A 26,456-nucleotide genomic window follows, 5' to 3' on the forward strand; every position below is an offset into this window, starting at 1 on the left:
AAAAAATAGGGGATATAAAAATGACAGAACAAGATAAAACAGTTTCACCAGAACATGAATATTTAGGCGCAGCAAAAAGCCTTGCCTATGGTCTACAGCATGTATTAACCATGTATGGTGGTATTATTGCTCCACCATTGATTATTGGTACAGCCGCGGGACTTGAACCTGCGCAAATCGGTTTATTGATTGCGGCAGCACTTTTTGTCGGTGGCTTGGCGACCATACTACAAACTGTAGGTGTGAAATATATCGGTGCAAAATTACCCTTAGTTCAAGGGGTTTCATTTGCAGGTGTGGCGACGATGATTGCCATAGTAACCGCAGGCGGTGGGCTTTCTGCTGTTTATGGTGCGGTGATTGTTGCATCTCTAATTGGCTTTTTCCTAGCACCTTATTTTTCAAAAATTATTCGTTTTTTCCCACCGATTGTGACTGGCTGTGTGATCACTGTGATTGGTCTTTCATTGCTGCCTGTAGCGGTACGCTGGATGATGGGGGGAAACAATAAAGCACCAGACTGGGGAAGTGCTGAGAACATCAGCTTGGCATTTTTGACTTTGGGTATTGTGATTGCGCTGAACTTAACCCGTAATGCAACCATCCGACGTTTATCTATTTTGTTAGCCATCGTTTTTGGTACGGTGCTGGCTTATGCCTTTGGCTTTGGAGATTTTTCTAAAGTTGCAAATGGTAACTGGATTCAATTTCCAAGCTTCTTTGCTTTCGGTATGCCAACTTTTGAGTTAAGTGCCATTATTGCCATGCTGATTGTGACTTTAGTGATTATGACTGAAACCACAGCAGACATTATTGCCGTTGGGGAAATTGTTGGTACTAAAGTGGATGCTAAGCGCATTACCAATGGCTTACGTGCAGATATGCTATCTAGTGCAGCAGCACCAATCTTCGGCTCATTCATGCAAAGTGCTTTTGCACAAAATGTCGGTTTAGTAGCGATTACAGGCGTGAAAAGTCGCTTTGTTGTTGCAGCGGGTGGAATGATTTTAGTCGTATTAGGCGTTCTGCCAATTATGGGTCGACTGATTGCAGCAATTCCAGTCCCTGTCTTAGGTGGTGCTGGTTTAGTTTTGTTTGGAACGGTTGCGGCAAGTGGTATTCGTACCTTGGCGAAAATTGACTATAACGAGCAAAAGAACCTCATCATTGTTGCGACTGCGATTGCAGCAGGGATGATTCCAATTATCGATCATTCTTTCTATGCAAACTTCCCGAAATGGGTGCAAACACTCTTTCATTCAGGTATCAGTTCAACTTGTTTGATGGCGATTATTTTAAATATTGTATTCAATCATTTAAATTTATTTAAAAATAAAGAAGTGATTATGAGCAAAGATCAGGTTAAAAAACCAAGCATGGCAATAGATGTGCAACATTAATCATGGCAGATTTTAAGTCTTGAACCTTGCGATGATGCATAAAATATAGTTTGTATAGAATAAATAAAGCCCTCTAAATTGAGGGCTTTTTATTGCGTAATATTTAAATAAATTAATACCAAGACATGAAATAAGATATTTACTAACAATTGGTTAAGTGATTTTTAGTCTATTGAACTCTAAGTATTTAAGCTAAAAATACATTAATTTGAAATGTGAATAGGCGTTGGGAACTGAAACACATCACAATTATGCCCAGCGCCAATACGATCGATGACGGCAAAGCTACTCGGTGCTTCGAGTGTTAGGAGAGGATGATGCCATGTTCCTGCACGATAATTGACTCCTTGGCTACCATCAGTAATGAAAGCATATAGCTGTGTAAGATCGGGACTGTGATCATCTAACGCAGGTGCAACAACCACTAAAAAAGCCTGTGCTTGCATTGGAATAAAAGCTTGCGAGCCGTTGGGATGCCGCTCTAACATCGAAATCGTAAAAGGCAACTCAGTCGTTTTGATATTTCTGAAGATGCTAATTCCAGCAACCGCATCACCTGAAATTTCTGCTTCCACGAGCGCATGATATCGCTCTGTATGTGCGTCATTGATATGGAAAAAATCATGTCCAGTTGTACAAATAACCTCACCAAAAGGCGCAAAGCCTTCAATACTTAGAGCTTGTAATTTTATGCTGTGTGTCATGTTTAGATATCTTATAGGGCATTTAATTAAAAAAATTGAAACAATACAAATAGGAAGCCCGAAGGCTTCCTATTTGATTAACACTGCAATTAAAGATGTATTTTTCCCCATAACCGTATGCGACTAATGCCCCCGTCAGGAATCATATTGATGCGGATATGCGATATTTTTTCATGCTTTAAAATCTCACTGACAAAGCTATGAATATGATCCATCTGCATGTCTTGTGCATCGAGTAAAAACGGCCAGAACATACTTTGCGGAATCAGTTGAGGGTCAGTGGCATCTTCTACATAAATCGCTTGTATGGAAACCTGCGCAGGGAAGTTGCCTTTAAAATGGGCAGTATCAATATCAATTTTCTCTATTGCACCAGATTGGCCCAAAGCCAAAATGCACCAGTCAAAACCTGGTGCACGGCGACGTTTAGTTTCCCAACCATCTCCCATATTGATGCCGCGACCAGGGTTAATTAAGTTTCGTGGATGTCCAAAGTGAGCATCACTATAAGCAATAACACGTCCACCATTTTCTAGTGCAACGAGGTCTAATGTGCTCGTACTGTCTTGAATTTGAACCTGAACTTCACCATAGACTTTAAATCGTGCAATACCGCCGTCTGGATATATATTTAAACGCACATGGGTAAAAACCTGATCAGTTGAGACCTTCAATATATGGTGTTGGCTCGGGCCCAATACGGTATTGCCTAAGATATTGACCCATGCTGCCTGTGCTAGTTCACCACTCGGTGCAAAGCAGGCTTCAACTGATGCGGAAGCTGGATAATTCCCTGTAAAGAATGTTGTATCAATATCTAAGGCTTGAATTCGACCAGCGACACCGAGTTGGATAATTGCCCAATCATAACCTGCATGGCGTTTACGACGGGTTTCCCAACCATCCATCCATTTGCCATGATCATCAAATTTATCTTCGACAAAGATTGGTGCATTAAATTGCAGCATGCGTTTTGCTTCTGCAAAAAAATCATCTGAACAATCAAGTATTTTTGCACCAATACGGTCATCAGCTAAATTTGTAAGTGCCTGTAATTGTGCAGGAATATCAAAACTTGGTGCGAGTAAAGTCGCCATATATAAAATCCATTCACTATTTTCATTTAAAACATATGCATTTTGTTTTCAGTGTTAAAAATTTAACATTTGATAAAAACAAGCATTTACACGTGTTTAGAAGCACAGCGTGTGCCAACTTTAGATTTTTTATTGCTTGTTTGAAAAAATGGCATGCTTTTCGCTTTTTAGGAGAAAGATATTTAAAAAACACAGGGGAGTTATAGATGGACATTACAATTATTGGTGCAGGTATGGCGGGCCTAACGACTGGGATCGCTTTGAAAAAATTTGGACACCAAGTAACCATCTATGAACAGGCAGAACAAATTTTACCTGTTGGAGCCGCTATTTCTTTATGGTCTAACGGTGTCAAATGTTTGAACTATTTGGGGCTAACCGAACAAGTCGAAAAGCTCGGTGGCAAGATGGATCATTTAGCCTATATCGATGGCTTAACGGGCGATGTTATGACGCAGTTTAGTCTGTTTCCTTTAATCGAAGAAGTTGGACAGCGACCTTATCCCGTTTCACGTGCTGACTTACAAAATATGCTTATGGATGAATTTGGTCGTGAGAATATTCATCTAGGCAAAAAAATGGTGAGCTTCTCAGAACAAGATGATCAAGTGATCACACATTTTGCTGACGGAAGTGAGGTTCTGGCTGATTTATTGGTTGGCGCCGATGGTACACATTCATTGACACGGGCGTATGTATTGGGGGAACAAGTTGAGCGCCGCTATGCAGGTTATGTCAATTGGAACGGTTTAGTCGATATTTCAGAAGAATTTGCTGCGGAAGATCAGTGGACGACATTTGTAGGTGAAGGTAAACGCGTTTCGCTGATGCCCGTTGCCGACAACCGATTCTATTTCTTCTTTGATGTCCCTTTAGCAGCAGGCTTAGAAAATGACCGCACACAATATAAGGCCTTATTTAAAGAATACTTTAAGGGCTGGTGTGAACCGGTGCAAAAGCTAATTGATGCTGTAGATGCCCAAAAAACCAATCGGGTAGAAATTCATGATATTGAACCTTTTGCAGATTTCTACAAAGGTCGCGTGGTGATTGTGGGTGATGCAGCACACAGTACAACGCCGGATATTGGACAAGGCGGCTGCCAAGCAATGGAAGATGCAATTTATTTAGCTCGTTCTTTACAAATCAATACTTTGGGCTTGCAAGATTCATTGCGTCGTTATCAAAATAAACGTAATGAACGTGCCAATGAATTGGTTCTGCGAGCGCGTAAGCGTTGTGATGTGACCCATATGAAAGATGAAAGTGTGACGCGTGAATGGTATGCAGAACTGCGTAAAGAACAAGGCAATCATATTATGAAAGGTATTATCAGTAATATTGTAGGTAATCCATTGGATTAAAAATAAACTAATAAAACTTTAGCTTTCAGCAGCCAGTACGAATTATTCGCACTGGATTTTTTTTACAAAAAATTAAGTGACAAAAAAGCTTAAATAATGGTTTTAAGGGTTCAAAGATTTTAAATTGATCTTAATTTCTTCCATTTTTTCCACCAAAAGATTAATCATGATCTGAGAAATTCGAGAGGTTTGGCGCTTCGATGCGACACATAAAGCGATGGTCAAACTGTGTAAGCCTTTTTCACGTATCGGTTTAAAAATAATCTTATTATTCTCAAGCAGTGGTAAAGCATCCATGTATGACATCAAACTGATACCTAATTGCTGTTGAACCAATGACAATATCATTCTAATGTCATTACATTCGATCTTTTGAATCGGACTAAACTTATGATGTTTATATAAAGTCTGTACATATTCACTAATAATGAGTGGATCACTCGGCAAAATATGCCGTTCATTTAACGTATCTGAAAGATAAATTTTATCCATCCCACCCAAGGTATGATGCGGCGACATCACAAAACCCAAAGGAATTTCTATAAAGGATAAAATCTCTAATTGGCTATGGCTTTTGGGATTTAAAATAATGCCAAAATCTAATTCTGCATCGACGATTTTTCTGGATATATCATCACTGCTATTCATGCTGATGTTGAGGTTGATCCACGGATAAGTTTCAGCCATCTTTTGAATGCAGTCGACGACAAAACTGTCATTCAAAGCCGCAATAAAGCCCATTTCAATGTTTCCACGGTTTAAGCCTTGGATTTCATCAAATCGAGTTCGTGTCAGTTGATATTCTTTTTGCCATTTTAATAAATCGGCATACAGTAATTCACCCGCAAGCGTCAGTTTTAAGCCCTGAGGTAGTCGTTCAAATAGGGCAACCCCCAGTTCTTCCTCTGCTAAAACGATTTGTCGATGTACTGCCGAGACTGAAATAAAGAGTTGTTCAGCAGCTTTGCGTAGACTTCCAGTCCGTGCAACCGCAATAAAATATTCAGAAAATCTAGAAAAAGTAATTGACATACAGGCTTCAATCTCTATCGCGTCATCAGCGAATCATAATGTTATGCATTTTAAGCGATATTCATGCCAGCTTTATCAAATCAAGCAGTAATCAACGCTTAATGTTCTAAAAAACAGAACAATCTATGCAAATCATTCTAATAGACAGAAATGTGTTTAGATTTTAATTTCGACTTAGAAAATAAGGATTTAGCAAAAATTAAATGGCGCTAAATGCTGAAGAAATATTGAAAATGTCGAGATGAACTATGAATGCCATTCCAGTACTCAATTTATTTACCCAACCTCAGTGCAGTACATTTGATGCCAACGACTGGAATATTTTGGCGCAGCATTGGTATCCCGTTGCACGTGTAGAAGATGTTTCGATTGAACCGCAACAAGTGCAATTACTCGATGTTAAAATGGCGTTATATCAAACTGAAAGTGGGAAAATTCATTTGGTTCGTGACATCTGTCCACATCGTGGGGTGCCATTAACCAAAGGCTGGGTCAAGGGTGAAGACATCATTTGTCCATATCATGGTTTACATTATAACGGTGCAGGAAAGTGTGTAAAAATTCCTGCACAGCCTGAGTTGACACAAATTTCAGAGCGTTTTTCATTAACTAAATTTCCAGTTGTATTGAAATATGGATTGGTGTGGACCAGTTTATTTAATCGAGATGAATCTACAGCCAATTTTCCAAATTTAGACACGTGGGATACCGAGCAGCACCAATCTATATTGCCACCTCATGTTGATATTGGAGGTTCAAGTGGACGTCAGCTCGAAGGCTTTATTGATGTTGCACATTTCGCATGGGTGCATCATGAAAGCTTTGCAGACCGTGAAAACCCTAAAGTACAAAAATATTCGACAGTACGTACGGACTATGGACTACATACAGAGTATCTTAGTGATGTGAGTAATTATCCGCATGGCTTACAACATTTAGCGCCAGATGATTTTTTATGGAAAAGAACGTTTGATGTCTATCCACCATTTTCTGCAATTTTAACCATTGATTTTCCTGAAAATGGGGTGTTAAAAATCTTAAATGCCTGTTGTCCTGTATCGCATAATAAAACCCGTTTATTTGTGCCTTTAACTCGAAATTTTGATACCACAGGAGATTTACAAGCAGTTTATGATTTTAATGCACAAATTTTTGCTGAAGATCAGGACATGGTGGAAAGTCAAAAACCAGAGGAATTGCCACTGGATATTAGTATGGAGGCGCATTTCGAAGCAGATCGCTCATCGACAACTTATCGTCGCATATTAGCCGAATGGGGGCTAAGCAAACGATATACCGTATAATTTTTATAATCGCATAATTTTATATTTGAAGTTTTCATGTAAAAAAGCGACTCAATCGAGCCGCTTTTTGAATTTGTACACTAAGGATTAGTTTACACGTATCCATGTTTGGCTGCGTCCAAGCGCAGATACACCAATATAACCACGACCATTCAAAGTCTTGCCGTCATTCGACATTTTGGCATTGAAGCTATAGGTTTTACCATTTTTCGGGTCAGTAATTTTACCGCCATCATAGGTATTTTTACCGGTATTTTTCAAACCATTCACGATTTGTACACCGAGTAATGGTTTATTGTGGAATTTACCAACACATTTTTGGCAATTTTCTGCTTCACCCGGGGTGAGTACATCAACGATTTTTGCAGATAAAACGCCATTTGAGGTTTCGTTAAATTGAACTACAGATAAAGGTTTTTTGGTTTGGTCATCGATGGTTTTCCATTTAGTACCATGCAATGGATCAGCAGCCAATGCTAAGCTAGACACCAGTGATAAACCGATTAGGCTAAGAGTTGTTTTTATCATTTTAGAACCTCTATTGAACATAGTAAGAGATGTGCATCCCTGATCTTCCAAAAGGTGGATACACAAGACTTGGAAAATTACAAAGCATCAGCCTTGCTGTCTTCAAGGGCTATATTCACAAAAAAATAAGTATATATTGTGGATTTTATATAATGATTTTGAATATCTAGAATCTGGATCGTGTAGAAAAATAGAATAAATGTTGAGCTTTGTTTATAACATTTGGGGTTTGTATCACTTTTATAAATATCAAACGCAGTTTGAATTAAAAGAATTGGAGCTACAATCCGTAAAAAAGTAGGAGCTAATAGGCTCATTTAAGCTTTCATTTTTTATTGTAATCATGACGAATTACATTCATTTGATTTTAAAAAATAACGCTAAAGTGCTATGTATAGCATTCATATTTTAGAATTAAATAAAATCATTTCATTCATAGATTAGAACTCGTTAAGCTTGTGCTATGAATAATACGAAAATGCGGCTTGATCACTGAACTAGATTAAGTATGTATAGGAATAACGATGAAAAATTTTAACAACAAAGTCGCAGCCATTACTGGAGCAGGTTCAGGTATTGGACAGCAATTAGCCATTCAACTGGCTCAATCAGGTGCGCATCTAGCATTAAGTGATCGCAACCTCGACGGTCTTGCACAAACGGCTGAAATGATTAAGCACACCAGTGTGAAAATAACTCAGACCCAGTTAGATGTATCTGATCGTGCCGCTGTCGAGCAATGGGCGGCTGCAACCCAAGCTGAATTTGGTCAGGTCAATTTGATCTTTAATAATGCGGGTGTCGCGCTAGCCAGTACAGTAGAAGGTATGCATTATGATGAAATTGAGTGGATTATGAATATCAATTTCTGGGGCGTGGTGTATGGGACAAAAGCATTTTTACCGTACTTAAGACAAAGTGGCGATGGACATATTGTGAATATTTCCAGCTTATTTGGTTTGACAGCTCAACCGACGCAAAGTGCCTATAATGCAACTAAGTTTGCAGTCCGTGGTTTTACAGAATCTTTACGTCAAGAATTAGATTTGGAAAATGTCGGAGTAAGCGCTACCTGCGTGCATCCGGGTGGAATTCGAACCAATATTGCAAATAGCGCACGTATGAGTGACAGTATTCGCGCGTTGGGTATGAATCCAGATAGAGCCACGAAAGCCTTTAATAAAGTGCTGAAAACACCGCCTGAAGTTGCAGCAAAAGTGATTTTAGATGCAGTGAAACAGAATAAACGTCGTGTTTTAATCGGCAATGACGCCAAAATCATTGATTTAATTCAGCGGATTGCACCTACACGATATGCCCAAGCCATAGATCTGCTCAGTGGTAAGAAAAAACGTAAATAATTCAAAGATCAATAACAAGGGATGATGCAACATGATCCCTTTTTTTGATTCTGTATTGTCAAAATATTTATTTGAAAATGTATTTCTAATATGAATTTAGCAGTATTAAAGAAGATGCACTTTTGAAATCACAAAAATTTAGCATAAGTTCAATTGATTAAAAATTTTGAACTATTTAGAAGTAAAATATGAGAAAAAATGATATTTAAATAAAAAATGAACACTTCACCACAAAATATAAGACTATTTTAGCTTGCTAACAGAATTGTATTAAAAACGTCCTAAGGATTGGACTACACAGGTGACTTAAATGGAATTAAGACATTTAAAATATTTTGTCATGGTTGCACAAGAACTTAATTTTAGCCAAGCGGCCTTAAAACTTTATACGGCTCAGCCTTCTCTTAGCCAACAAATCAAAGACCTCGAAGAGTTTATTGGCGTACAGTTATTTATTCGCTCTAAACGTAAAGTTGAACTGACCGATGAAGGAATTGTGTTTTTAGAACATGCCAAAAACATTTTAGAAAGTGCCGATAAAGCAGTTGCAATGACGCGCCAAGTCAAAAAAGCCAAAGACCAAAAAATCACCATTGGCTTTGTACCAGTTGCAGAAATGAAAATTTTCCCTTTTATTATTCCGAAACTCACAGAGATGTTTCCTGACTTAAAAGTTGAACTTTTGAGCTTAAATGACACGCAAATCGTCAGTGATTTACATAATGGGCGTATTGATATCGCCATTTCTAGGGCAGATGTTAATAACCATGAAATTTCGAGTCAGTTGATATTTAAAGAGCCTTTGATTTTCTTGATGAATAATCAGCATCCATTTGCAAATCAAAATAAAATATCAGTCAAATCTTTAGAAGAAATAGATTTTATTATTCCGGCTGAGGAAGTGTCGTCAGTTTTGCATCATAAGATTTTAAAATTTGCAGAAGACAAAAAGATCAACTTAAAAATTATCCAGCGCGCCAGTAATATTTTATTCAACATTAATTCAATCAATATCACACAGTCGTGTACGATTTTACCGAGTTATATTGCAGATATTGCTTATGAAAATATTATTGTCAAAAAGTTAGATACGGACCTTCCAACAATCAACTTATATATGAGTAAGCGCAGTACAAATACATCACCTAGTGTGCAAGCATTTATAAATTTAATTAACGATTTTTTTCATTTGAAGTTTGATTGAAGTTTATCATTTAGTTAAGTGATTCTATTCAATAAATAATCTTCTCAGGGGGGTAAAAACCTTTAAATTTACGCTGCTGATAAAGTTTATGTCGGTTCAAATTAGATGGTTTTTTTTAAACTAAGGCTAGGTGGCGATTACTTCATCATAAAAATTGAATCTGTGCGTTGCTATGCTTATTTGCCTAAAGGGTTCACTGGATTGCCAAAGTTGTAGAGCTTTTATTGACTGCTGTGGGATTAGATGTTCAAGAAGCTTTTGAAATCGCTCATCGAGAATTGCCTGAATTAACCGAAGTCTAAATGAAAGCATTTTATTTTTGATTAAACAAAGAAGATGTAATTTTCCATCTTCTTTGTATTAGCAATGCGTTTGGATATTATGAACTTTTAGAATCTTGAGTCGTTGTCATTGGCGCTTGTGTAGTTACACGGTTGGTCAAAATGACATGTGCCGCAACACCGATACAAATCCCCCAAAAAACCGAGCTTAGCCCTAAAAAATGCATACCTGAGGCTGTCGCTAAAAAGGTGATCAGCGCTGCATCACGGTTGGCCTCATTTTTCATCGCAACCGACATATTTGTTCCAATCGCACCTAATAACGCTAAACCTGCAAGTGCAGCGACCAACTCTTTAGGTAATAGGCTAAATAACATGACAATGCTGCCTGCAAATAAGCCGCCTAAAATATAAAAAATACCATTGGCAATACCGGCTATATAGCGTTTTTCTTTCAGTTCATGTGCATCTTTGCCCATACACATGGCTGCGGTGATAGACGCTAAAACAATAGTAATGCCTCCGACACATGCGACAGCGAGCGAGGCAATACTGGTCGCTGTGATAATCGGCTTGGCTGGCGTGTCATATCCACTGAGTTTCATGATCGCCATCCCCGGAAGGAATTGACCACTCAGACTGACTAAGATTAAGGGAATTGCCAAATTTAAAGTTGAGTTCCAAGTCCAAGTTGGAGCAATAAACTGTGGTATAGCGAGCTGAAAATTTACATCAACAGGATTGATTTTCCCTAATGTAAAACTCAGGACAACACCAGTTAGCAAGACCCAAATCATCGCGTAGCGTGGCGATAGTCTTTTAGAAATCAGAAAGACCAGTAACATGCCAAAGACAATGATCGGCATACTATCTGTAGCAGTGAACAGTCCAAGCCCAAACTGAAATAAAATACCTGCCATCATTCCCGCAGCGACATCTTGAGGAATCCATTTTAGGAGTTTGTCAAAATAGCCGGTGATGCCAATCAAAAAAATAACAATAGCAGACGTGATATAAGCCGCTATGGCTTCATTCAGCGAAATATTCGGAAAGAGCGTGACTAAAAGAGCCGTACCGGGCGCTGACCACGCGGTAATCACCGGGGTTTTATATTTAATAGAGAGATAAATACCCGCCAGTGCTGCGCCAATAGAAATCCCCCAAATCCATGAAATCATCATGGCTGGGGAAACTTGAGCTTTTTGTGCGGCTTGGAAAAAAATAATTAGTGGGCCTGAATATGAAATCAGCACGGCTAAAAATCCTGCAACCGTCGCTGAGATCGACCAATCTTCTTTTAATGTATTTAACAGGGGTGCCATCGCTTTTGCCTCCATGCGACTATGTCAATGAACCTGTTGAATTTAACCAATGATTTTTAGAGATTAACCTTGATCTCCACCACCAACAGGGACGACTGTTCCTGTCATATAAGATGAATCATCGGATGCCAAAAATAAGATGGCATTGACTTGTTCCTGAATTGTGCCATAGCGGCCTAAGAATGTGCGGTCAATGGTTTGATCGACCACGTCTTGCATCCATTGTTTTTCATGATCTGACAATGGGTTGGCGTTTCTAGGTACTTTTCGTGGTGGTGCTTCTGTGCCACCTGTGGCTACGGCATTGACTCGAATACCATCTTTTGCATGCTCAAAAGCGAGTGCAGCGGTTAAGCCATTGACCCCACCTTTTGACGCTGAATATGGCACACGGTTAATACCACGGGTTGCAATAGAAGATACATTTACAATCGTCCCTTGCTGATTTTGAATCATTTCAGGTAACACGGCTCGGCAGCACCACATAGTTGGAAATAATGAACGATTAACTTCCTTAATGATTTCTTCTTCTGAAAACTCTTGGAAGGGCTTCATCCAAATCGCACCTCCGACGTTATTGATCAAGATATCAATTTGGCCATATTTTTCAATGGCTTGGGTAGCAACTGATTGAGCGCCTGCATATGTTTCAAGATTGGCTTTAACAATAATGGCATCGCCATTATGGGCTTGAATATCGTTCAGCGTATCTTCAACAAAATCTGAGAGATCTGCCAATACCACTTGAGCGCCTTCCCGTGCCACTTGTAGTGCGACTCCACGACCGATACCTTGAGCGGCACCGGTTACAATCACAACTTTATTGCTAAATCTGGCTTGTTCTGACATTAAACTATTCTCCCTTAATTCGCTGAGAATTTTTCAAACAAGAAGTTTGCAGGTTTAACGCCTTCTGTATCTAACCAGCCACGTACAGCTTCAACCATCGGTACAGGACCACAGAGATAAATATCTACATCGCCGTTGTTTAACCAATCTTTTTCAACATGACTGGTCACATAGCCTTTACGTTCATGCTGTGACTCAGGGTGAGCGACCACAGTACGGTATTCGAACCAAGGGAGTTTGCTTTGTAATTCATCGAGCTTGTCTTTTGCCACGATGTCAAAGTCATTGGTTACGCCAAATACAAGACGAACAGGTTGTTCAGAACCTTTTTCTTCAAGCACTTGTAACATGGACATAAACGGCGCAATACCTGTACCACCTGCAAGCATGACCACAGGGCGGACTACATTACGCAGATAAAAACTACCAAAAGGACCTTTGAAGGTCATTTTGTCGCCGGCTTTCGCATCGGCACTCAGGAAGGTACTCATTTTTCCTTCAGGGACATTACGAACCACGAAGCCTGTTAAACGATTGCCCGGCTTTGAACTAAACGAATACGAACGAGTTTCTTCAGTCCCCGGAATGCCGACATTGACGTATTGACCTGCCAAGAAGTTAATGTCAGGTTGATCTTCATCCAGTTGAATATCAAAGGTAATCGTAGAATCCGACATATTTTCAACACGAGACAATGTGCCTTGAAACTCATGAATTTCAGTTTTACACACGTCAGATGATGCACTGATTTGGAAAACAGCATCTGAACTTGGACGACATTGGCAAGCTAAAATATAACCTTGCTCAGCTTCTTCGGGGGTTAAAGCATCTTCGATATAAGATTCTTCAGGCATGTCGTAAGTACCCGACTCACAAAATGCACGGCATGTCCCGCATGCGCCATCACGGCAATCTAGAGGGATATTGATTTTTTGACGATAGGCTGCGTCGGAAAGGGTTTCACCTTGAGCAACACTAATAAAACGAGTAACGCCATCTTCAAATTGAAGTGCAACATTATGGTTTGACATGGCTGAATATCCTTTTGAAAATCTGGTATAACGTGTCCTTTCAGCCAAATATCCTTCTGGCTGAAAGTAAAACCTTGCTTAGTGAAATAAGCTTTTAGAGGTGATAAATATCAATAACTTGGTTGATATAATCGTTTTTCAGAACAACATATTTGCTGAGGATTTTTGGCTGCTCACCTGAAAAATCAATTTCATAACGTGACATGCCAAAGTAGCTATAGTTGGTTTTGTAGCGGAAACTTAAGGTGTTCCAGTTAAAACGCACCGTCACTTTGTCGCCATCACGTTCAATAATCTCGACGTTATTAATGTTGTGGCTGGTTCGGGTATCTGGCATCGTGGCAGATGAACGCTCGGTTTTAATGCGGAAGACACGGTCTTCTAAACCTTGACGGTCTGGATAATAAATCAAAGAAATCTCAGACTGAGGATCTTCTGTCAGGCGGTCATCATCATCCCAAGCAGGCATCCAAAATGATGCAGATGGGGCATAGCACGCTAGCCATTCATCCCACTGTTCATCATCTAAAAAACGCGCTTCGCGGTAGAGGAACTGAGATACAGCTTCAATGCTTACGCTGTCTAAATGTGCAGTTGCATTCATGCGACATCTCCTTGTTCATTTGCGACTTGTTCAGCTAGTTCTTTTTCTTCAGCGATGGCATGTTTCATGGTTTTTAACCAATATTGATGCTGAGCAAGGTAAAGACCTTCATCTTCCGTTTTGATGCCACTTAATAGTGGTTTTAATCCAATTTCATTGGCTGCATCATCCGGTCCATGAATCCAGTGTTTTGAACCACGGCACATGTCGTTCCATTCCAATTCAATCCCTGCATAACCTGCTTGGCAGGCACGGAATTCTTCTAAATCGTCAGGTGTTGCCATGCCTGAAGCATTAAAGAAGTCTTCATATTGACGAATACGACGTGTACGTGCTTCTGGCTCTTCACCGACAGGGGCGATACAGTAAATGGTGACTTCAGTTTTATTGACAGAAATCGGGCGTAAAACGCGAATTTGTGAACCGAATTGATCCATCAAATAAACGTTTGGATAAATACATAAGTTACGTGAACGTTCGATCATCCATTTCGACATCGGCGCGCCAAATTTTTCGGTATATTCATCGGCTTTGCTAAAGTTTGGACGGTCTTCTGGGTTTGCCCATTGGGTCCATAACAACATGTGACCACTGTCAAAACCATAAGAACCACCACCTTGCTTGCCCCAAGAACCCGCACTCATAGCACGAATATTATCTGCCGCTTGTGCTTCTTTACGGTGCTGTGTGGTTGCTGCATAGTTCCAATGCACGGCTGAAACGTGATAGCCATCTGCGCCATTTTCAGCTGTCAGTTTCCAGTTACCTTCATAGGTATAGGTAGATGAACCACGTAAAACTTCCAAACCGTTTTCCGACTGACCTTCGATCATGTCGATAATTTTGGTGGTTTCACCTAAGAATTCTTCAAGGCTTGGAACATCAGGATTTAAGCTACCAAATAAAAAGCCTTTATAACTTTCAAAGCGCGCGACTTTTTTCAAGTCATGTGAACCATCTTGGTTAAAGCAATCTGAATAACCCGCTTCAGCAGGGTCTTTGACTTTGAGCAATTTACCTGAGTTATTAAAGGTCCAACCATGGAATGGACAGGTGTAGGTCGCTTTGTTGCCTTTTTTATAACGACATAACTGTGCGCCACGGTGTGAGCAGGCATTGATCATTGCATTCAGTTCACCATTACGGTTACGTGCAATGATGATCGGCTGGCGACCGATATGAGTCGTGTAATAATCATTGTTATTTGGAATTTGGCTTTCATGTGCCAAATACACCCAGTTACCTTCAAAAATGTATTTCATTTCAAGATCAAATAACGCTTGATCGGTAAATACTGAGCGGTGCAGTTTAAATTCACCAGTGTCAAAATTATCGACAAGAAGTTCATCAATACGATCTAGATGGCTGGTGTTAATTACAGGAATACGTGGCATGTCCATTCTCCGACTGTCCAATGAGGGGATAGTCGCCGAGTTGTCAAACTTGGATGAGACAGCTCGGCTTCCTTTGAGTGAGTAATTAAGCGCTAGCGCGTCGACGATCTACTTCAGTATTTGGTGCTGCAGCTTGTTCTTTAACTAACTCAACATTAAAGCTAATGTGTTTAAACGGTTGGTTTAGGCCACGACGCGCAATTTCAGCTTCGTCTGTGACATCAACAGCAGTTGCCACCAGACCATCACGAGTTGCAAAGGCAAAGTCGTCCCAAAGGTATTTATCACCTTCGATGTTGAATTGAGTAGTTAGCTTGCGGTAACCCGGTGCAGAGATAAAATAATGTACATGTGATGGACGGTTACCATGACGGCCTAATTTGTCTAAAACAAATTGAGTTGTACCTTCTGGGGGGCAGCCATAACCAACGGGCATCGTAGTTTGTGCAACATATTTACCGTCTTGGTCAGAAAGAATCGTACGGCGAAGGTTAAAGTCTGATTGAGACTTATCAAAGAAAGAATAGTTACCCAAGCTGTTGGCATGCCAAATTTCAACTTTAGCGCCTTCAATGATGTTGCCTTCGGTATCTGTTACTGTACCTTCAATAAACAGAGTTGGAATTTTATCGGTTTCCGTACCATCATCCATACGAGCAAAGCCCACTGATTCAGGTGCGCCAGCCACATATAAAGGGCCTTCAATGGTACGTGGTGTACCACCTGTAATACCTGCTTTCGCATCAGCTTCATCGGCACGTAAATCTAGATAGTGCTCTAAACCTAAACCTGCGGCTAAAAGACCCAATTCGTTTGCTTGACCCGCATCTGTAAAATACTCTAGACCTTTCCATAGTTCAGTTTGAGTAATATCTAGATCTTCAATCGCTTGGAATAAATCACCCAATAAACGTACCACAACTTGCTGTACACGTTGGTCAACAGGCCCTGTCGCTGTATCTACGTTCATTTGTTTAACCAGAACATCAATCTCTTGACGGTTCATACTATATCTCCTTAAGTATGCATTTAAGTATGGGTGGCTATCACTCGATAAAAGAGGTCTTTGGCTGCCACGTTCCTTGTTTGGTTGTCTAACAATACTTTTTAAGTTGTTTCGTGTAGCGGCTGAAGCTTCTTTCAGGGAATGCACTGCACGATGTTTTTGATCTGTTGGATGGGATTAAATTTGCTTAATCCTGTCTATGTGATATACCTTAAAAGAATAAAATCTTCACGTCGAAGATCAAATTTGCATTTTATTATACTTAATAGGTATCGATAACCATGGAACTAAGACACTTAAGATACTTTGTCGCGGTGGTTGAAGAGCAGAGTTTTACTAAAGCGGCAGAAAAACTATATATAGCTCAACCACCTTTGAGTCGGCAGATTCAAAATTTGGAACATGAGCTTGGAATTCAGTTATTTGAACGCGGTAGCCGTCCGCTTAAGACTACAGAAGCAGGTCAATTTTTTTATCATCATGCTTTAAAACTTTTGTCTAATGCAGAAGAAATTAAATCAATGACGAAACGAATCGGTTTGACAGAACGGACCGTGACAATCGGTTTTGTGAGCTCTTTATTGTTTGGTTTACTTTCGAATATTTTGTATTTATTTAAACAACAACATCCACATTTAAAAATAGAAATGGAGGAAATGGCCACCACAGAACAAATCAAAGCATTAAAAGAAGGCCGTATAGATGTCGGCTTTGGGCGTTTGCGTATTTCAGACCCCGCGATCAAACGGGTTTTACTGCGTGAAGAACGCTTAGTGGTAGCCTTACATGCAAGTCATCCTTTCGCACAAAAAAAGGAAGGAGTCTATCTTGCAGATCTGATCGATCAGCAATTGATTTTTTATCCAAATCACAATAAACCGAATTTTTCGACCCAAGTGCGTGGCATATTTTCAGAGTATGGTTTGGAACCAAAAAAAGTACGTGAAGTTCGTGAATTACAACTGGCATTGGGCTTTGTTGCAGCGAACGAAGGGGTTTGTATCACCCCAATGAGTGCCCAAAGTGTGCAATTAACACATTTAACCTTTGTTCCTATCTTAGATGAAGCCGCGATTAGCCCTGTATTTATGGCTGTGCGTCATATGGATGAGAGCGAAGATATTCGTGGTTTATTTGATAGTGTTTATCAAGTATATGATTTAGAAGCGATTCCATATGATCGTGCTGTGTTTTGAGTATGCTGTCGCTAGACGTTCAGATGAACTGCAGTTATGAAATGATCTATTTAAATAAAGCGGAATCAAGGGATTAATTTGTATTTAACTTTTTAGGTATACAAACATGCCTAATCGGTTTTGGACATTAAGCACCAACTTATTCATTGTGAAAAGCGAATTTTACAAGCTTCACAATTAGGAGGTGGGCTATGCAAAACCAGAAAATTAATATTAATACCTTGGTTGATGAAGCCAAATTTACGCCATTTCATTGGGGTGTTTTGATTTGGTGTCTTTTGATTATTATTTTTGACGGTTATGACTTGGTGATCTATGGCGTTGCCTTACCGTTGTTGATGCAAGAATGGTCATTATCTGCGGTACAAGCGGGCTTACTGGCAAGTACGGCTTTATTTGGCATGATGTTTGGTGCAATGTGTTTTGGCACACTGTCCGATAAAATTGGTCGTAAAAAAACCATTATGATCTGCGTCGGTATTTTTAGTGGTTTTACCTTCTGCGGCGCTTTTGCAAGTACTCCAGTTGAGTTTGGTATTTTACGCTTTATTGCCGGTCTAGGCATCGGTGGCGTTATGCCGAACGTTGTGGCATTAATGACAGAATACGCGCCAAAACGTATACGCAGCACCTTGGTTGCACTAATGTTTAGTGGTTATGCCATTGGTGGTATGGCTTCAGCATTATTGGGAGCTTGGTTAGTGCCAGTATATGGCTGGAAAATCATGTTTTATATTGCGATTATTCCATGTCTTGCACTGCCTTTAATTTGGAAATTCCTCCCTGAGTCATTGATGTATTTAACCTCGAAGCATCAAACAGATACGACTCGAACGATTGTCTCAAAAATTGCCCCTGAACATGTCCTCACAACGGATACTCAATTTGTACTCAATGAAATTTCTGAAGAAGACAAAGCTCCATTAAAAGCATTATTTCAACAAGGCCGTAGTTTCAGTACGTTCATGTTCTGGATTGCATTTTTCATGTGCTTACTGATGGTATATGCACTTGGAAGTTGGTTACCAAAATTGATGATTCAAGCTGGCTATTCGCTTGGTGCAAGTATGATTTTCCTCTTTGCGCTGAATATTGGTGGAATGGTAGGTGCTATTGGTGGTGGTGCTTTGGCAGACCGATTCCATATCAAAAAAGTACTGAGCATCATGTTCATGTGTGGCGCGTTGGCTTTAATCTTACTGGGCTTTAACAGTCCGCAAATGGTTCTGTATACCTTAATTGCTGTAGCAGGCGCAGCTACCATCGGTTCACAAATCTTACTTTATACCTTTGTCGCACAATACTACCCAACCACGGTACGTTCTACAGGTATGGGTTGGGCATCGGGTATTGGACGAATTGGTGCAATCGTTGGGCCGGTACTTACTGGTGCGCTTTTAACGATGAATTTGCCGCATCAAATGAATTTCTTGGTGATTGCCATTCCGGGTGTCATAGCTGCTTTAGCAATATTTATGGTGAATTTGCAAGCGTCTGTAGAGGCATCTACTCAAGGTCAATCGCGAAAACTCAATACGCAAGCTATCAAAAATTCAGCGAATTAAGCCGATATTTAAAGATTTAACATTACCCCAAAATTTTAAGTTTCTAGGCCCTGATGCACAGCATGAGGACTAGTGGGAAATTGTGACAAAAATAAGGAAAGGGCATCGCCCAAATCGAGGTCAGGATGAAAACTCAAAAGCTAAATTTAGTCAAAAAAACCTTTAAAATTAAACTTATGATACTGGCTTGTGCAGCCGCGTTCCCCATGTGGACACATGCGGCAGTGAGCGAAGCTGAAGTTGAACAGTTGCGTGAAGAAGTCAAAGCGTTAAAAGCCATGATGCAGCAATATATTCAACAACAAAACACCTTGTCGAGTGAAATCAAAGACGTAAAACAAGGGCCTGTAGTTGCTGTGCAGAATCAAAAACCGACTCAAACACCGAGCCTGAGTTTAAATACCAAATCGGGCGCTGAGTTTAGCTTGTATGGCAATGTGCGTGCAGATGCATCTTATCAGGCAGAAGGCGGCAGCTTATCTCGCCTGTATAACCAAATGAATAGTGTTCCGCTAGAAGGGAATGCTGAAAGTTCAGATCGTTTAAAAGCAACACTTGCTGCCACACGTTTAGGCCTAGACTTTAAAACGCCGACTCAAGTGGGCGATGTAGGCGGTAAAATTGAAGTCGACTTTTTGGGCGCAAATGATGGACTGCGGATTCGTCATGCCTATTTGACCTATGGTGATTGGTTGGTGGGGCAAACATGGTCTAACTTTGCTGTACCTGATTATATGCCTGAAACCATTGATGCATTGGGCTATGTCGGTGGTGCTGTTAAACGTACACCGCAAGTTCGCTATAGTCACAAATTTAGTCCAGAGACAAATCTTGTACTCGCAGCAGAAGATTCTAAGGATGACAGCTCAAATATGCGTTTGCCTGCATTAACAGCGCGTTTAAACCATAAAATGACAGATACGCTGATGTTAAGCGCACGTGCGATGGGTGCTGAAAAGAAAACAGATACGGATACAGAAACCGCATGGGGACTTGGTCTGGGCGCAAAACTGGATTTGACTGATAAAACCGTGCTCAAAGCGGATTATTACCATGTCAAAGGCGACAGTAGTTTTGTGTCATGGACCAACCAAGGTTTTGTCACTAATGCGGATAAAGACATCATCGCCACCAATGAATTTGACTCGATTACAGTAGGTTTAACTCAACAAATTTCAGCACAATGGCGCGGAACATTGGGCTATGGTTATATGAAAGCAGATAATAATGCAGATTATGTCAATTCATTAGTCGATAAAACCAAGGCCAATAAAAACTTGTGGCAAGCATGGGCAAATGTATTTTACAGCCCTGTTAAGCCAATTAGTTTAGGTCTGGAGTACGTCTATGGTGAACGTGAAGCTTTTGGCGCCGCACCAAATGGCAGTACGAAGGGTGAAGATAACAGAATCAATGCAGTCGCGATGTATAACTTCTAATGTCGTTACAGAGAATTGTTTAATTTAAATTGCCTTAGAAATTTCAATATCAATTTAACGAGAGCGTGATTAGAAGTATGTTCAGGATTTGACATCTAACTTTCCAAAATCTTTCAATGCGTACTCTTAATCAATACACGCCCTTGATCTTTATCGATTGAGGGCTTTTATCTTATTTAGAAACTTTTATTTTTTGACTAAAAAATATAATTATCTGTTTTATTTCATTTAACAAATCATTTGAATATAAAAATACGAAGAAGGATATTGATAAAAATCATGAATTTTGAAATATTTTGATACATACATGATGATAAAACACACTACAATCCTTGCCGTCAATTTCGTTTCACTTAGAAGACGCAATCATGGATGTCCCTCAATTTCCCAAATATAACAACACGTCACTTAAGCTTTTAAGCCTGATGATGCTTACTGCAATGGCACAATATAGTGTTGCAGATAGCAATGTATTACCTGAAATCACCATTAACGTTGAACAAAGTTCAATGGATGAACAAATAAAAAAAGCACTGACTAAAGTAAATGGTGCAACCAATGCGATCGTTGCAGCAGACATTCAAGATATACCCAAGCGAACAAATGCTGATTTATTTAAAAATCAACCGGGGATTTACGCGGCATCTTCAGGAAATGAAGGGGTGAAACTGTCGATACGTGGCTCGGGGATCAATCGTGCACCGGGGGCGCATGCTTCAGGGTTGTATGTAACCTTAGATGATTTGCCATTTACAGGGCCAGGAGGAACACCTTATGAACTGCTTGAGCCGCTGTGGGTAGACCACATAGAAGTTTTAAGAGGGGCTAATGGTTTAACACGTGGCGCATTGAGCTTGGGTGGTCTAATTAACTATGCCAGCCCAATTGGAAAAAATGCAGCAAAACTTTCAGTGCATCATGAAATGGGCAGCCACGGTTATCAAAAAAGTGAAATCAATTCAGGACAACAAATTGGCGACTTAGACTATTATCTTTCCTTAACGCAAAGTGATGATGACGGTTTTCAAGATCATGCTTCAAGCCAGAGCAAAGGTTTATCGGCCAATGTGGGATATAAAATAAACCCTAACCTAGATACACGTTTTTATCTGCGTTACCGAGAGACTGAACACCAAACCCCGGGACGTCTAACCCAACAACAGATTGAACAAAATCCAAAACAAGCAGTCCCCCAAAATATCTCGCTGAATAATAATCGTCCGCAGCCGGGAAGTCTTTGGCTGGCGAATAAAACCAATATGATTTTGGACACAGGTGATCGCTTACAGTTGGGTCTGGCCTATCATCATTATCCGATGGATTTGCAAGAAGGACTTTATAGTACTGAGGTTGACTATGACGATATCAGTACCTTATTTAACTACCAATTTGACCGAATCTTGTGGGGCCATGAAAGCCAAAATACTTTAGGTTTCCGTAGTACCACGCATTTGCCAGATGGTCAGGTCGTTGAACGCTTGCGTGTTGCGCAAGGCGCCTATGCTGCGGGTACAGAAACGCGGCATTATACCTACCAAGGTGGTGACTATGTTTTACATTATGCTAATGCCTTGGCACTACACCCACAGTTTTGGCTCGATAGTCGTGTTGCATTGGCGTACACCCATCGTGAAAGTGAAGTGACATGGCCTGTGCAAAGTCATAAAGAAAATATTCGTGAATGGAATGTCCTGCCATCGCTAGGTTTTCGATATCAAATCCAACCTGAAACACAGCTCTTTGCCAATGTCAGTCGAAGCTTAGAAGCACCACATCCTTGGGCTTTAATTTGGGGTTCGGATCAAAAGTTCCCCGATGAAAGTGGCGCAGCGACGGGACGCCAAAATGCTCCGATTCATTTGAATAGTCAGACAGCGAATACTCTTGAACTAGGTGGGCGTGGTCAACATGCACTGGGTGAGTGGAATATTGCATATTACTATTCACAGATTAAAAATGAACTGTTGGCTGTTGAAATCCAACCAGAGCCTAATCCGATAATTTACGAATCGAATGCTTCAGACACCATCCATCAAGGGATTGAAGTCGGTTTAAACAGTTCACTTTGGCAAAATGATACATATGGACAGGTTCAACTAAAACAAGCCTATACCTTGAATGATTTTCACTATAAAAATGATCCGGTATTTGGAAAAAATGAGCTTGCAGGTATACCAAAACACATCTATCAGGCTGAACTGAAATATGAACATCCTTTAGGCTTTTATGCTGCGGTGAATACACTTTATGCCGCAAAGGTCGCAACCGACTATGCCAATAGTTTCTACGCAAAAGATTGGCAAATTTGGGGAGCATCGTTCGGCTATATTCAACCGCAAAAACAGTATATGGCTTGGTTGGATTTCAGAAATATAGCCAATAAAAAATATGCATCTACCGTGACACCGGGCTATAACGATGCCGGCAAAGATCCTGCTCGTTTAACACCTGGTGAAGGTCGGGCGGTATATGCAGGACTGACGTATCATTTTAATTAAGCATCTTGTATTCCAATACAGTGATCCCTTGAAAAGCCTTATTCTGCGGATTTGAATAAAAAAAGGGAGCCAATCAGCTCCCTTTTTTAAACCTTTGATTAGTTTGTTAAGCAGTTCGAGGCATATCTTGAATACGTCGCCATGGCTGAGCTTCTTCAATTTCATACGCCAGTTCAATCAAGGTTTTTTCATCACCGACATCGGCTGATATTTGCATACTGATCGGTAGTCCGTCGTTTTGCGTTTCTCCCATAGGAATCGACATACCCGGCGCACCCACCACATTTTGAATAGGTGTAAATGTTACATAGTTCTGTATACGCTCAAATAACTGGTCAAACGGTAATTGAGGTGACAAATAGCCGATTTTCGGTGTGGTATGTGCAAGTACAGGCGATAGCAATACATCGTAATGCTTAAAGATTTCACGATATTGCTGCTGCATTTTCTTTAATCGATACAGAAATAGCGGGGTTTTATAAAAGTTTTTTTTATACAACTTCGATAAACCAACGGTTAAGTGATCTAACTCTTTGGGGTTAAAGTCAGCGCCAAAGATTTTCTTGCCAAAGGTACTCAGTAAAAAGGACAACATCCCCCAATATTCACTAAAATCTTCAACAAAGCTTAAGGAAAAAGGTAATTGAAGTTTTTCAACATGATGACCTAATTTTTCTAAGAGTGCTGCGCTATGCATTAAGGTTGCAGTTGTTTCGCTATCTATTTGCCCTGTAATCGATTGTGGGACTAAACCTATGCGTAATCGACGTTTAGAAGGTCCATGAATCATGCCTATGCGTGGCAGCTTTTTATTGTAATAACTTGACTCCATTCCTGCATAGAAATGCGCAGTATCTCGTATGCTACGGGTTAAGACACCTTCACTGATGATATTAATCGGAAGAGAGCCAGCTGCTTCACTGTCATAAGTACGTCCACGGCTAGGCTTTAATCCAATCAAACCGCAGCATGCAGCAGGGATACGAATCGAACCACCGCCATCATTGGCATGTGCAATCGGCACTACACCGGCTGCAACGAGAGCTGCGGAACCGCCAGAAGACGCGCCGCAGGAATAACTTAAATGCCACGGGTTATAGGTGGCTGATCCATCTTTATATTCGGTGCTGGCATTTAGACCAAATTCAGGGAGCTTGGATTTTCCTAATACGACAAAACCTTGATCTAAGATTTGTTGGCTAATTTGAGGATTACGATCGGCTGGTTTTGAACTTATGGCTTTTGAACCATGGCGTGATGGCACGCCTTGATAATCTAAATTATCCTTAAAGAAAAAAGGGACGCCCGCAAAAAGACCATGTTCAACATATTGATTTTGCTCTAAAGCACGTTGAAAACAGTCCAGTTCAATGGCATTTAGATACGGATTGACTTGTTCCGCACGTGCAATGGCCGCTTGTGTTATTTCCTGTACAGAGGCTTCTTTAGATTTGATGAGCTGTGCAATCCCCACAGCATCTAGATCTGTGAGTACATCCGAACTAAAGGCATGTATGCGTTGACTGTGTTTGTGATCTTCCATGAACTAACCTATTTGTTTTTTGAATTTTGGTAAATGTTGAATGAATTCGTTGTTATATCAACAACAAATATATGTATTTGAACAATATCTGTTTGAGCATAATAATGACAATAAAAATTGTCAAATATTCGTCTGATCTGAGGAAAGTGCAGAGATTGTACTAAGGAGGGCATCTAAAGCCTGTTGAATCTCATCCTTCCATGCAAAGGAACAATTTAAACGGATATATTGAGTTTTGGCTTTCGCAACATTAAATAAACGGTCTGGTGCAATGCCGATCTGCTGTTGAATTAAGGCTTCATAGACTGCCATACTTTCAACATTCTCCGGTAATTTTAACCAAAGAAAATAACCACTTGGATGATATTGTAATTTGCATCCAGTCGGTAGGCGGCTTTCTAAATAACGGTAAAACTGTAATTTATGTTGCTGTAGACTTTTTCTTAAGACCCGTAAATGTTTTTCATAATGGTAATTTGAAATAAATTCCACCAAGGCATTTTGCAATAAGGTATTGACGGAAATAGTACTCATGAGTTGTAAGTGTTGAATCGCTTGAGAGTATTTACCGGCGTGCACCCAACCGACCCGAAATGCAGCGCCCAACGTTTTAGAAAAAGAAGAGCAGTGTAAGACCATATTATTTTGGTCAAAGTATTTCATTGAAACAGGTTTCTTAGACGCATAATGCATTTCTTCATACACATCGTCCTCAATTAAATGCACATGATATTGGTGTAATAAAACGGCAATTTTTTGCTTGATTTCATCACTCACTGTGAAGCCCACAGGATTATGCGAATTCAGCATCAGCCAACAAATTTTGACGGGATAAGTTTTTAAAATATGTTCAAACGCGGTTAAATCAAAACCATCTTGTGGATGTTCAGGTAAGGTCACCACTTTAAGGCCTAAGCGCTCTGCAGCTTGCAAGGCGCCATAGAAAATATTTTGCTGTAACACAATATAATCACCCGGTGAGGCAATGGCCTGTAAGGAAAGATTCAGTGCATCCATACAGCCTGAGGTAATCACAATATCCTCTAGATCTGTGGCAATGCCTTGCATGCAATAACGCTGTGCAATCAACTTACGAAGGGCTAAATTACCGGGTGGAAGATTATCAATGGCATCGTAACTTTGGGGATTTCGGGAAATTTGCCCCATGATTTGGGTTAACTTTTTAGAAAAAACAATGTCTTGCGCTGGAAAAGCTGATCCCAAGGGAATGATTTTTTCATCTTGTATTGATTTTAAATACTTAAAGACCAGAGAGTTAATTTCAATGGGGGTATTTAAGGACACGATTTGAGCGTGTTCAGCCTCTATTTCGACTAAGCCTTGCGCCACATAGTAGCCTGATTTTTCACGTGCATAGATTAAGCCACGCGATTCTAACTCCTGATAAGCATTCATGACCGTGATTAAACTAAAACCGGACAACTGCACTTGTTCACGTAAAGACGGAAGTTTTTCGTGCGCTTTTAAAGTGCCATTTTCAATCAGTTGACGTAGGTGCTGAGCAAGCTGTTCCGATTTATACATAGTCATCAACAAGACAAGATTCTGTTATAAATATATCAGTAAAATTAATTGTGCATTATATTTTTATAACAGATGAGTCTGTAGTGTTATATGTTTTTTCAAATTCACTGTATCTAGTTTTAAGCTTGAATTTTTTATAAGGTGCATTGACCACAACACTTGTGGCGTCAAATGGTATGGAAGTTAGGG

Annotated in this window: 21 protein-coding genes; 9 read left to right on the forward strand and 12 right to left on the reverse strand. The window is 40.0% G+C overall.

Annotated features, from left to right (window positions below):
- The first annotated feature begins 20 nt into the window (after window positions 1–20).
- Entirely contained in the window at window positions 21–1,400 is a 1,380-nt protein-coding gene (locus tag FTT99_RS04040; RefSeq protein WP_180131796.1) for a nucleobase:cation symporter-2 family protein, read from the forward strand.
- A 203-nt stretch (window positions 1,401–1,603) separates the two neighbouring features.
- On the opposite strand, the gene FTT99_RS04045 is transcribed toward FTT99_RS04040, so the two are convergent.
- Window positions 1,604–2,104, reverse strand: a complete 501-nt coding sequence (locus FTT99_RS04045; RefSeq protein ID WP_180131794.1) for an ureidoglycolate lyase — start codon at window positions 2,102–2,104, stop codon at window positions 1,604–1,606.
- An 89-nt stretch (window positions 2,105–2,193) separates the two neighbouring features.
- The gene (alc, locus tag FTT99_RS04050) at window positions 2,194–3,201 is read right to left on the reverse strand and encodes an allantoicase (RefSeq protein WP_180131791.1); all 1,008 of its coding nucleotides are present in this window, start codon (window positions 3,199–3,201) and stop codon (window positions 2,194–2,196) included.
- Window positions 3,202–3,407: 206 nt separating this feature from the next.
- On the opposite strand from alc, the gene hpxO reads away from it, so the two are divergent.
- Window positions 3,408–4,565: an FAD-dependent urate hydroxylase HpxO gene (gene hpxO, locus FTT99_RS04055; protein WP_180131788.1), complete on the forward strand. Its 1,158-nt coding sequence runs from the start codon at window positions 3,408–3,410 to the stop codon at window positions 4,563–4,565.
- Between the two features lie 102 nt (window positions 4,566–4,667).
- Here the strand turns inward: hpxO and FTT99_RS04060 are convergent, their stop codons facing one another.
- Window positions 4,668–5,597: a LysR family transcriptional regulator gene (locus FTT99_RS04060; RefSeq protein WP_180131785.1), complete on the reverse strand. Its 930-nt coding sequence runs from the start codon at window positions 5,595–5,597 to the stop codon at window positions 4,668–4,670.
- A 248-nt stretch (window positions 5,598–5,845) separates the two neighbouring features.
- Between FTT99_RS04060 and FTT99_RS04065 the strand changes: the two genes are divergently transcribed.
- Window positions 5,846–6,901 carry an aromatic ring-hydroxylating dioxygenase subunit alpha gene (locus FTT99_RS04065; RefSeq protein WP_180131781.1) on the forward strand — a complete coding sequence of 352 codons (1,056 nt, stop codon included), beginning with the start codon at window positions 5,846–5,848 and terminating at the stop codon, window positions 6,899–6,901.
- 87 nt (window positions 6,902–6,988) lie between these two features.
- Here FTT99_RS04065 and FTT99_RS04070 read toward each other — a convergent pair whose 3' ends face one another.
- Complete coding sequence (locus tag FTT99_RS04070; RefSeq protein ID WP_078190743.1) at window positions 6,989–7,429, reverse strand: DUF2147 domain-containing protein; 441 nt, start codon at window positions 7,427–7,429, stop codon at window positions 6,989–6,991.
- 524 nt (window positions 7,430–7,953) lie between these two features.
- Here FTT99_RS04070 and FTT99_RS04075 point away from each other — a divergent pair.
- Both FTT99_RS04075 and hcaR read left to right on the forward strand, forming a co-directional pair.
- Complete coding sequence (locus FTT99_RS04075) at window positions 7,954–8,790, forward strand: SDR family oxidoreductase (protein ID WP_180131778.1); 837 nt, start codon at window positions 7,954–7,956, stop codon at window positions 8,788–8,790.
- Between the two features lie 310 nt (window positions 8,791–9,100).
- Window positions 9,101–9,994 (forward strand): DNA-binding transcriptional regulator HcaR, encoded by an 894-nt coding sequence (hcaR, locus tag FTT99_RS04080; protein WP_180131777.1) that lies wholly within the window; start codon window positions 9,101–9,103, stop codon window positions 9,992–9,994.
- A 379-nt stretch (window positions 9,995–10,373) separates the two neighbouring features.
- Here hcaR and benE read toward each other — a convergent pair whose 3' ends face one another.
- The 6 genes from benE to catA all read right to left on the reverse strand — a co-directional run bounded on the left by benE (window position 10,374) and on the right by catA (window position 16,481).
- Window positions 10,374–11,597 (reverse strand): benzoate/H(+) symporter BenE, encoded by a 1,224-nt coding sequence (benE, locus tag FTT99_RS04085; protein ID WP_180131774.1) that lies wholly within the window; start codon window positions 11,595–11,597, stop codon window positions 10,374–10,376.
- A 63-nt stretch (window positions 11,598–11,660) separates the two neighbouring features.
- Entirely contained in the window at window positions 11,661–12,446 is a 786-nt protein-coding gene (benD, locus tag FTT99_RS04090) for a benzoate diol dehydrogenase BenD (protein WP_180131771.1), read from the reverse strand.
- A 14-nt stretch (window positions 12,447–12,460) separates the two neighbouring features.
- Complete coding sequence (gene benC, locus FTT99_RS04095) at window positions 12,461–13,477, reverse strand: benzoate 1,2-dioxygenase electron transfer component BenC (RefSeq protein WP_111884641.1); 1,017 nt, start codon at window positions 13,475–13,477, stop codon at window positions 12,461–12,463.
- A gap of 94 nt (window positions 13,478–13,571) precedes the next feature.
- On the reverse strand, window positions 13,572–14,081 hold the full coding sequence (gene benB / locus FTT99_RS04100) for a benzoate 1,2-dioxygenase small subunit (RefSeq protein WP_078190730.1): 510 nt from the start codon (window positions 14,079–14,081) through the stop codon (window positions 13,572–13,574).
- A complete protein-coding gene (gene benA / locus FTT99_RS04105) occupies window positions 14,078–15,475 on the reverse strand; it encodes a benzoate 1,2-dioxygenase large subunit (protein WP_180093889.1) in 1,398 nt (465 codons plus the stop codon). The genes benB and benA overlap by 4 nt, the downstream gene beginning before the upstream one ends.
- 85 nt (window positions 15,476–15,560) lie before the next feature.
- A complete protein-coding gene (gene catA / locus FTT99_RS04110) occupies window positions 15,561–16,481 on the reverse strand; it encodes a catechol 1,2-dioxygenase (RefSeq protein WP_111884643.1) in 921 nt (306 codons plus the stop codon).
- Window positions 16,482–16,762: 281 nt separating this feature from the next.
- Here catA and FTT99_RS04115 point away from each other — a divergent pair, with 281 nt between their 5' ends.
- The 4 genes from FTT99_RS04115 to FTT99_RS04130 all read left to right on the forward strand — a co-directional run bounded on the left by FTT99_RS04115 (window position 16,763) and on the right by FTT99_RS04130 (window position 23,179).
- Complete coding sequence (locus FTT99_RS04115; protein WP_180131769.1) at window positions 16,763–17,677, forward strand: LysR family transcriptional regulator; 915 nt, start codon at window positions 16,763–16,765, stop codon at window positions 17,675–17,677.
- Window positions 17,678–17,868: 191 nt separating this feature from the next.
- Entirely contained in the window at window positions 17,869–19,242 is a 1,374-nt protein-coding gene (locus FTT99_RS04120) for an MFS transporter (protein ID WP_180131766.1), read from the forward strand.
- Window positions 19,243–19,367: 125 nt separating this feature from the next.
- A complete protein-coding gene (locus FTT99_RS04125; RefSeq protein WP_180131762.1) occupies window positions 19,368–20,681 on the forward strand; it encodes a DcaP family trimeric outer membrane transporter in 1,314 nt (437 codons plus the stop codon).
- 368 nt (window positions 20,682–21,049) lie between these two features.
- A complete protein-coding gene (locus FTT99_RS04130) occupies window positions 21,050–23,179 on the forward strand; it encodes a TonB-dependent receptor domain-containing protein (RefSeq protein ID WP_180131759.1) in 2,130 nt (709 codons plus the stop codon).
- Between the two features lie 106 nt (window positions 23,180–23,285).
- Here FTT99_RS04130 and FTT99_RS04135 read toward each other — a convergent pair whose 3' ends face one another.
- Window positions 23,286–24,722 (reverse strand): amidase, encoded by a 1,437-nt coding sequence (locus FTT99_RS04135; protein ID WP_180131756.1) that lies wholly within the window; start codon window positions 24,720–24,722, stop codon window positions 23,286–23,288.
- A 120-nt stretch (window positions 24,723–24,842) separates the two neighbouring features.
- A complete protein-coding gene (locus FTT99_RS04140) occupies window positions 24,843–26,267 on the reverse strand; it encodes a PLP-dependent aminotransferase family protein (RefSeq protein ID WP_180131800.1) in 1,425 nt (474 codons plus the stop codon).
- Window positions 26,268–26,456: the final 189 nt, after the last annotated feature.

Origin of the sequence: Acinetobacter sp. YH12040 (assembly GCF_013420005.1) — a bacterium.
GTDB lineage: Bacteria > Pseudomonadota > Gammaproteobacteria > Pseudomonadales > Moraxellaceae > Acinetobacter > Acinetobacter amyesii.

Bases quoted from the DNA above. Each gene is read 5' to 3' on its own strand.
- FTT99_RS04040 (WP_180131796.1), top strand. From the start codon at position 21: ATGACAGAACAAGATAAAACAGTTTCACCAGAACATGAATATTTAGGC.
- FTT99_RS04045 (WP_180131794.1), bottom strand. From the start codon at position 2,104: ATGACACACAGCATAAAATTACAAGCTCTAAGTATTGAAGGCTTTGCG.
- alc (WP_180131791.1), bottom strand. From the start codon at position 3,201: ATGGCGACTTTACTCGCACCAAGTTTTGATATTCCTGCACAATTACAG.
- hpxO (WP_180131788.1), top strand. From the start codon at position 3,408: ATGGACATTACAATTATTGGTGCAGGTATGGCGGGCCTAACGACTGGG.
- FTT99_RS04060 (WP_180131785.1), bottom strand. From the start codon at position 5,597: ATGTCAATTACTTTTTCTAGATTTTCTGAATATTTTATTGCGGTTGCA.
- FTT99_RS04065 (WP_180131781.1), top strand. From the start codon at position 5,846: ATGAATGCCATTCCAGTACTCAATTTATTTACCCAACCTCAGTGCAGT.
- FTT99_RS04070 (WP_078190743.1), bottom strand. From the start codon at position 7,429: ATGATAAAAACAACTCTTAGCCTAATCGGTTTATCACTGGTGTCTAGC.
- FTT99_RS04075 (WP_180131778.1), top strand. From the start codon at position 7,954: ATGAAAAATTTTAACAACAAAGTCGCAGCCATTACTGGAGCAGGTTCA.
- hcaR (WP_180131777.1), top strand. From the start codon at position 9,101: ATGGAATTAAGACATTTAAAATATTTTGTCATGGTTGCACAAGAACTT.
- benE (WP_180131774.1), bottom strand. From the start codon at position 11,597: ATGGCACCCCTGTTAAATACATTAAAAGAAGATTGGTCGATCTCAGCG.
- benD (WP_180131771.1), bottom strand. From the start codon at position 12,446: ATGTCAGAACAAGCCAGATTTAGCAATAAAGTTGTGATTGTAACCGGT.
- benC (WP_111884641.1), bottom strand. From the start codon at position 13,477: ATGTCAAACCATAATGTTGCACTTCAATTTGAAGATGGCGTTACTCGT.
- benB (WP_078190730.1), bottom strand. From the start codon at position 14,081: ATGAATGCAACTGCACATTTAGACAGCGTAAGCATTGAAGCTGTATCT.
- benA (WP_180093889.1), bottom strand. From the start codon at position 15,475: ATGCCACGTATTCCTGTAATTAACACCAGCCATCTAGATCGTATTGAT.
- catA (WP_111884643.1), bottom strand. From the start codon at position 16,481: ATGAACCGTCAAGAGATTGATGTTCTGGTTAAACAAATGAACGTAGAT.
- FTT99_RS04115 (WP_180131769.1), top strand. From the start codon at position 16,763: ATGGAACTAAGACACTTAAGATACTTTGTCGCGGTGGTTGAAGAGCAG.
- FTT99_RS04120 (WP_180131766.1), top strand. From the start codon at position 17,869: ATGCAAAACCAGAAAATTAATATTAATACCTTGGTTGATGAAGCCAAA.
- FTT99_RS04125 (WP_180131762.1), top strand. From the start codon at position 19,368: ATGAAAACTCAAAAGCTAAATTTAGTCAAAAAAACCTTTAAAATTAAA.
- FTT99_RS04130 (WP_180131759.1), top strand. From the start codon at position 21,050: ATGGATGTCCCTCAATTTCCCAAATATAACAACACGTCACTTAAGCTT.
- FTT99_RS04135 (WP_180131756.1), bottom strand. From the start codon at position 24,722: ATGGAAGATCACAAACACAGTCAACGCATACATGCCTTTAGTTCGGAT.
- FTT99_RS04140 (WP_180131800.1), bottom strand. From the start codon at position 26,267: ATGTATAAATCGGAACAGCTTGCTCAGCACCTACGTCAACTGATTGAA.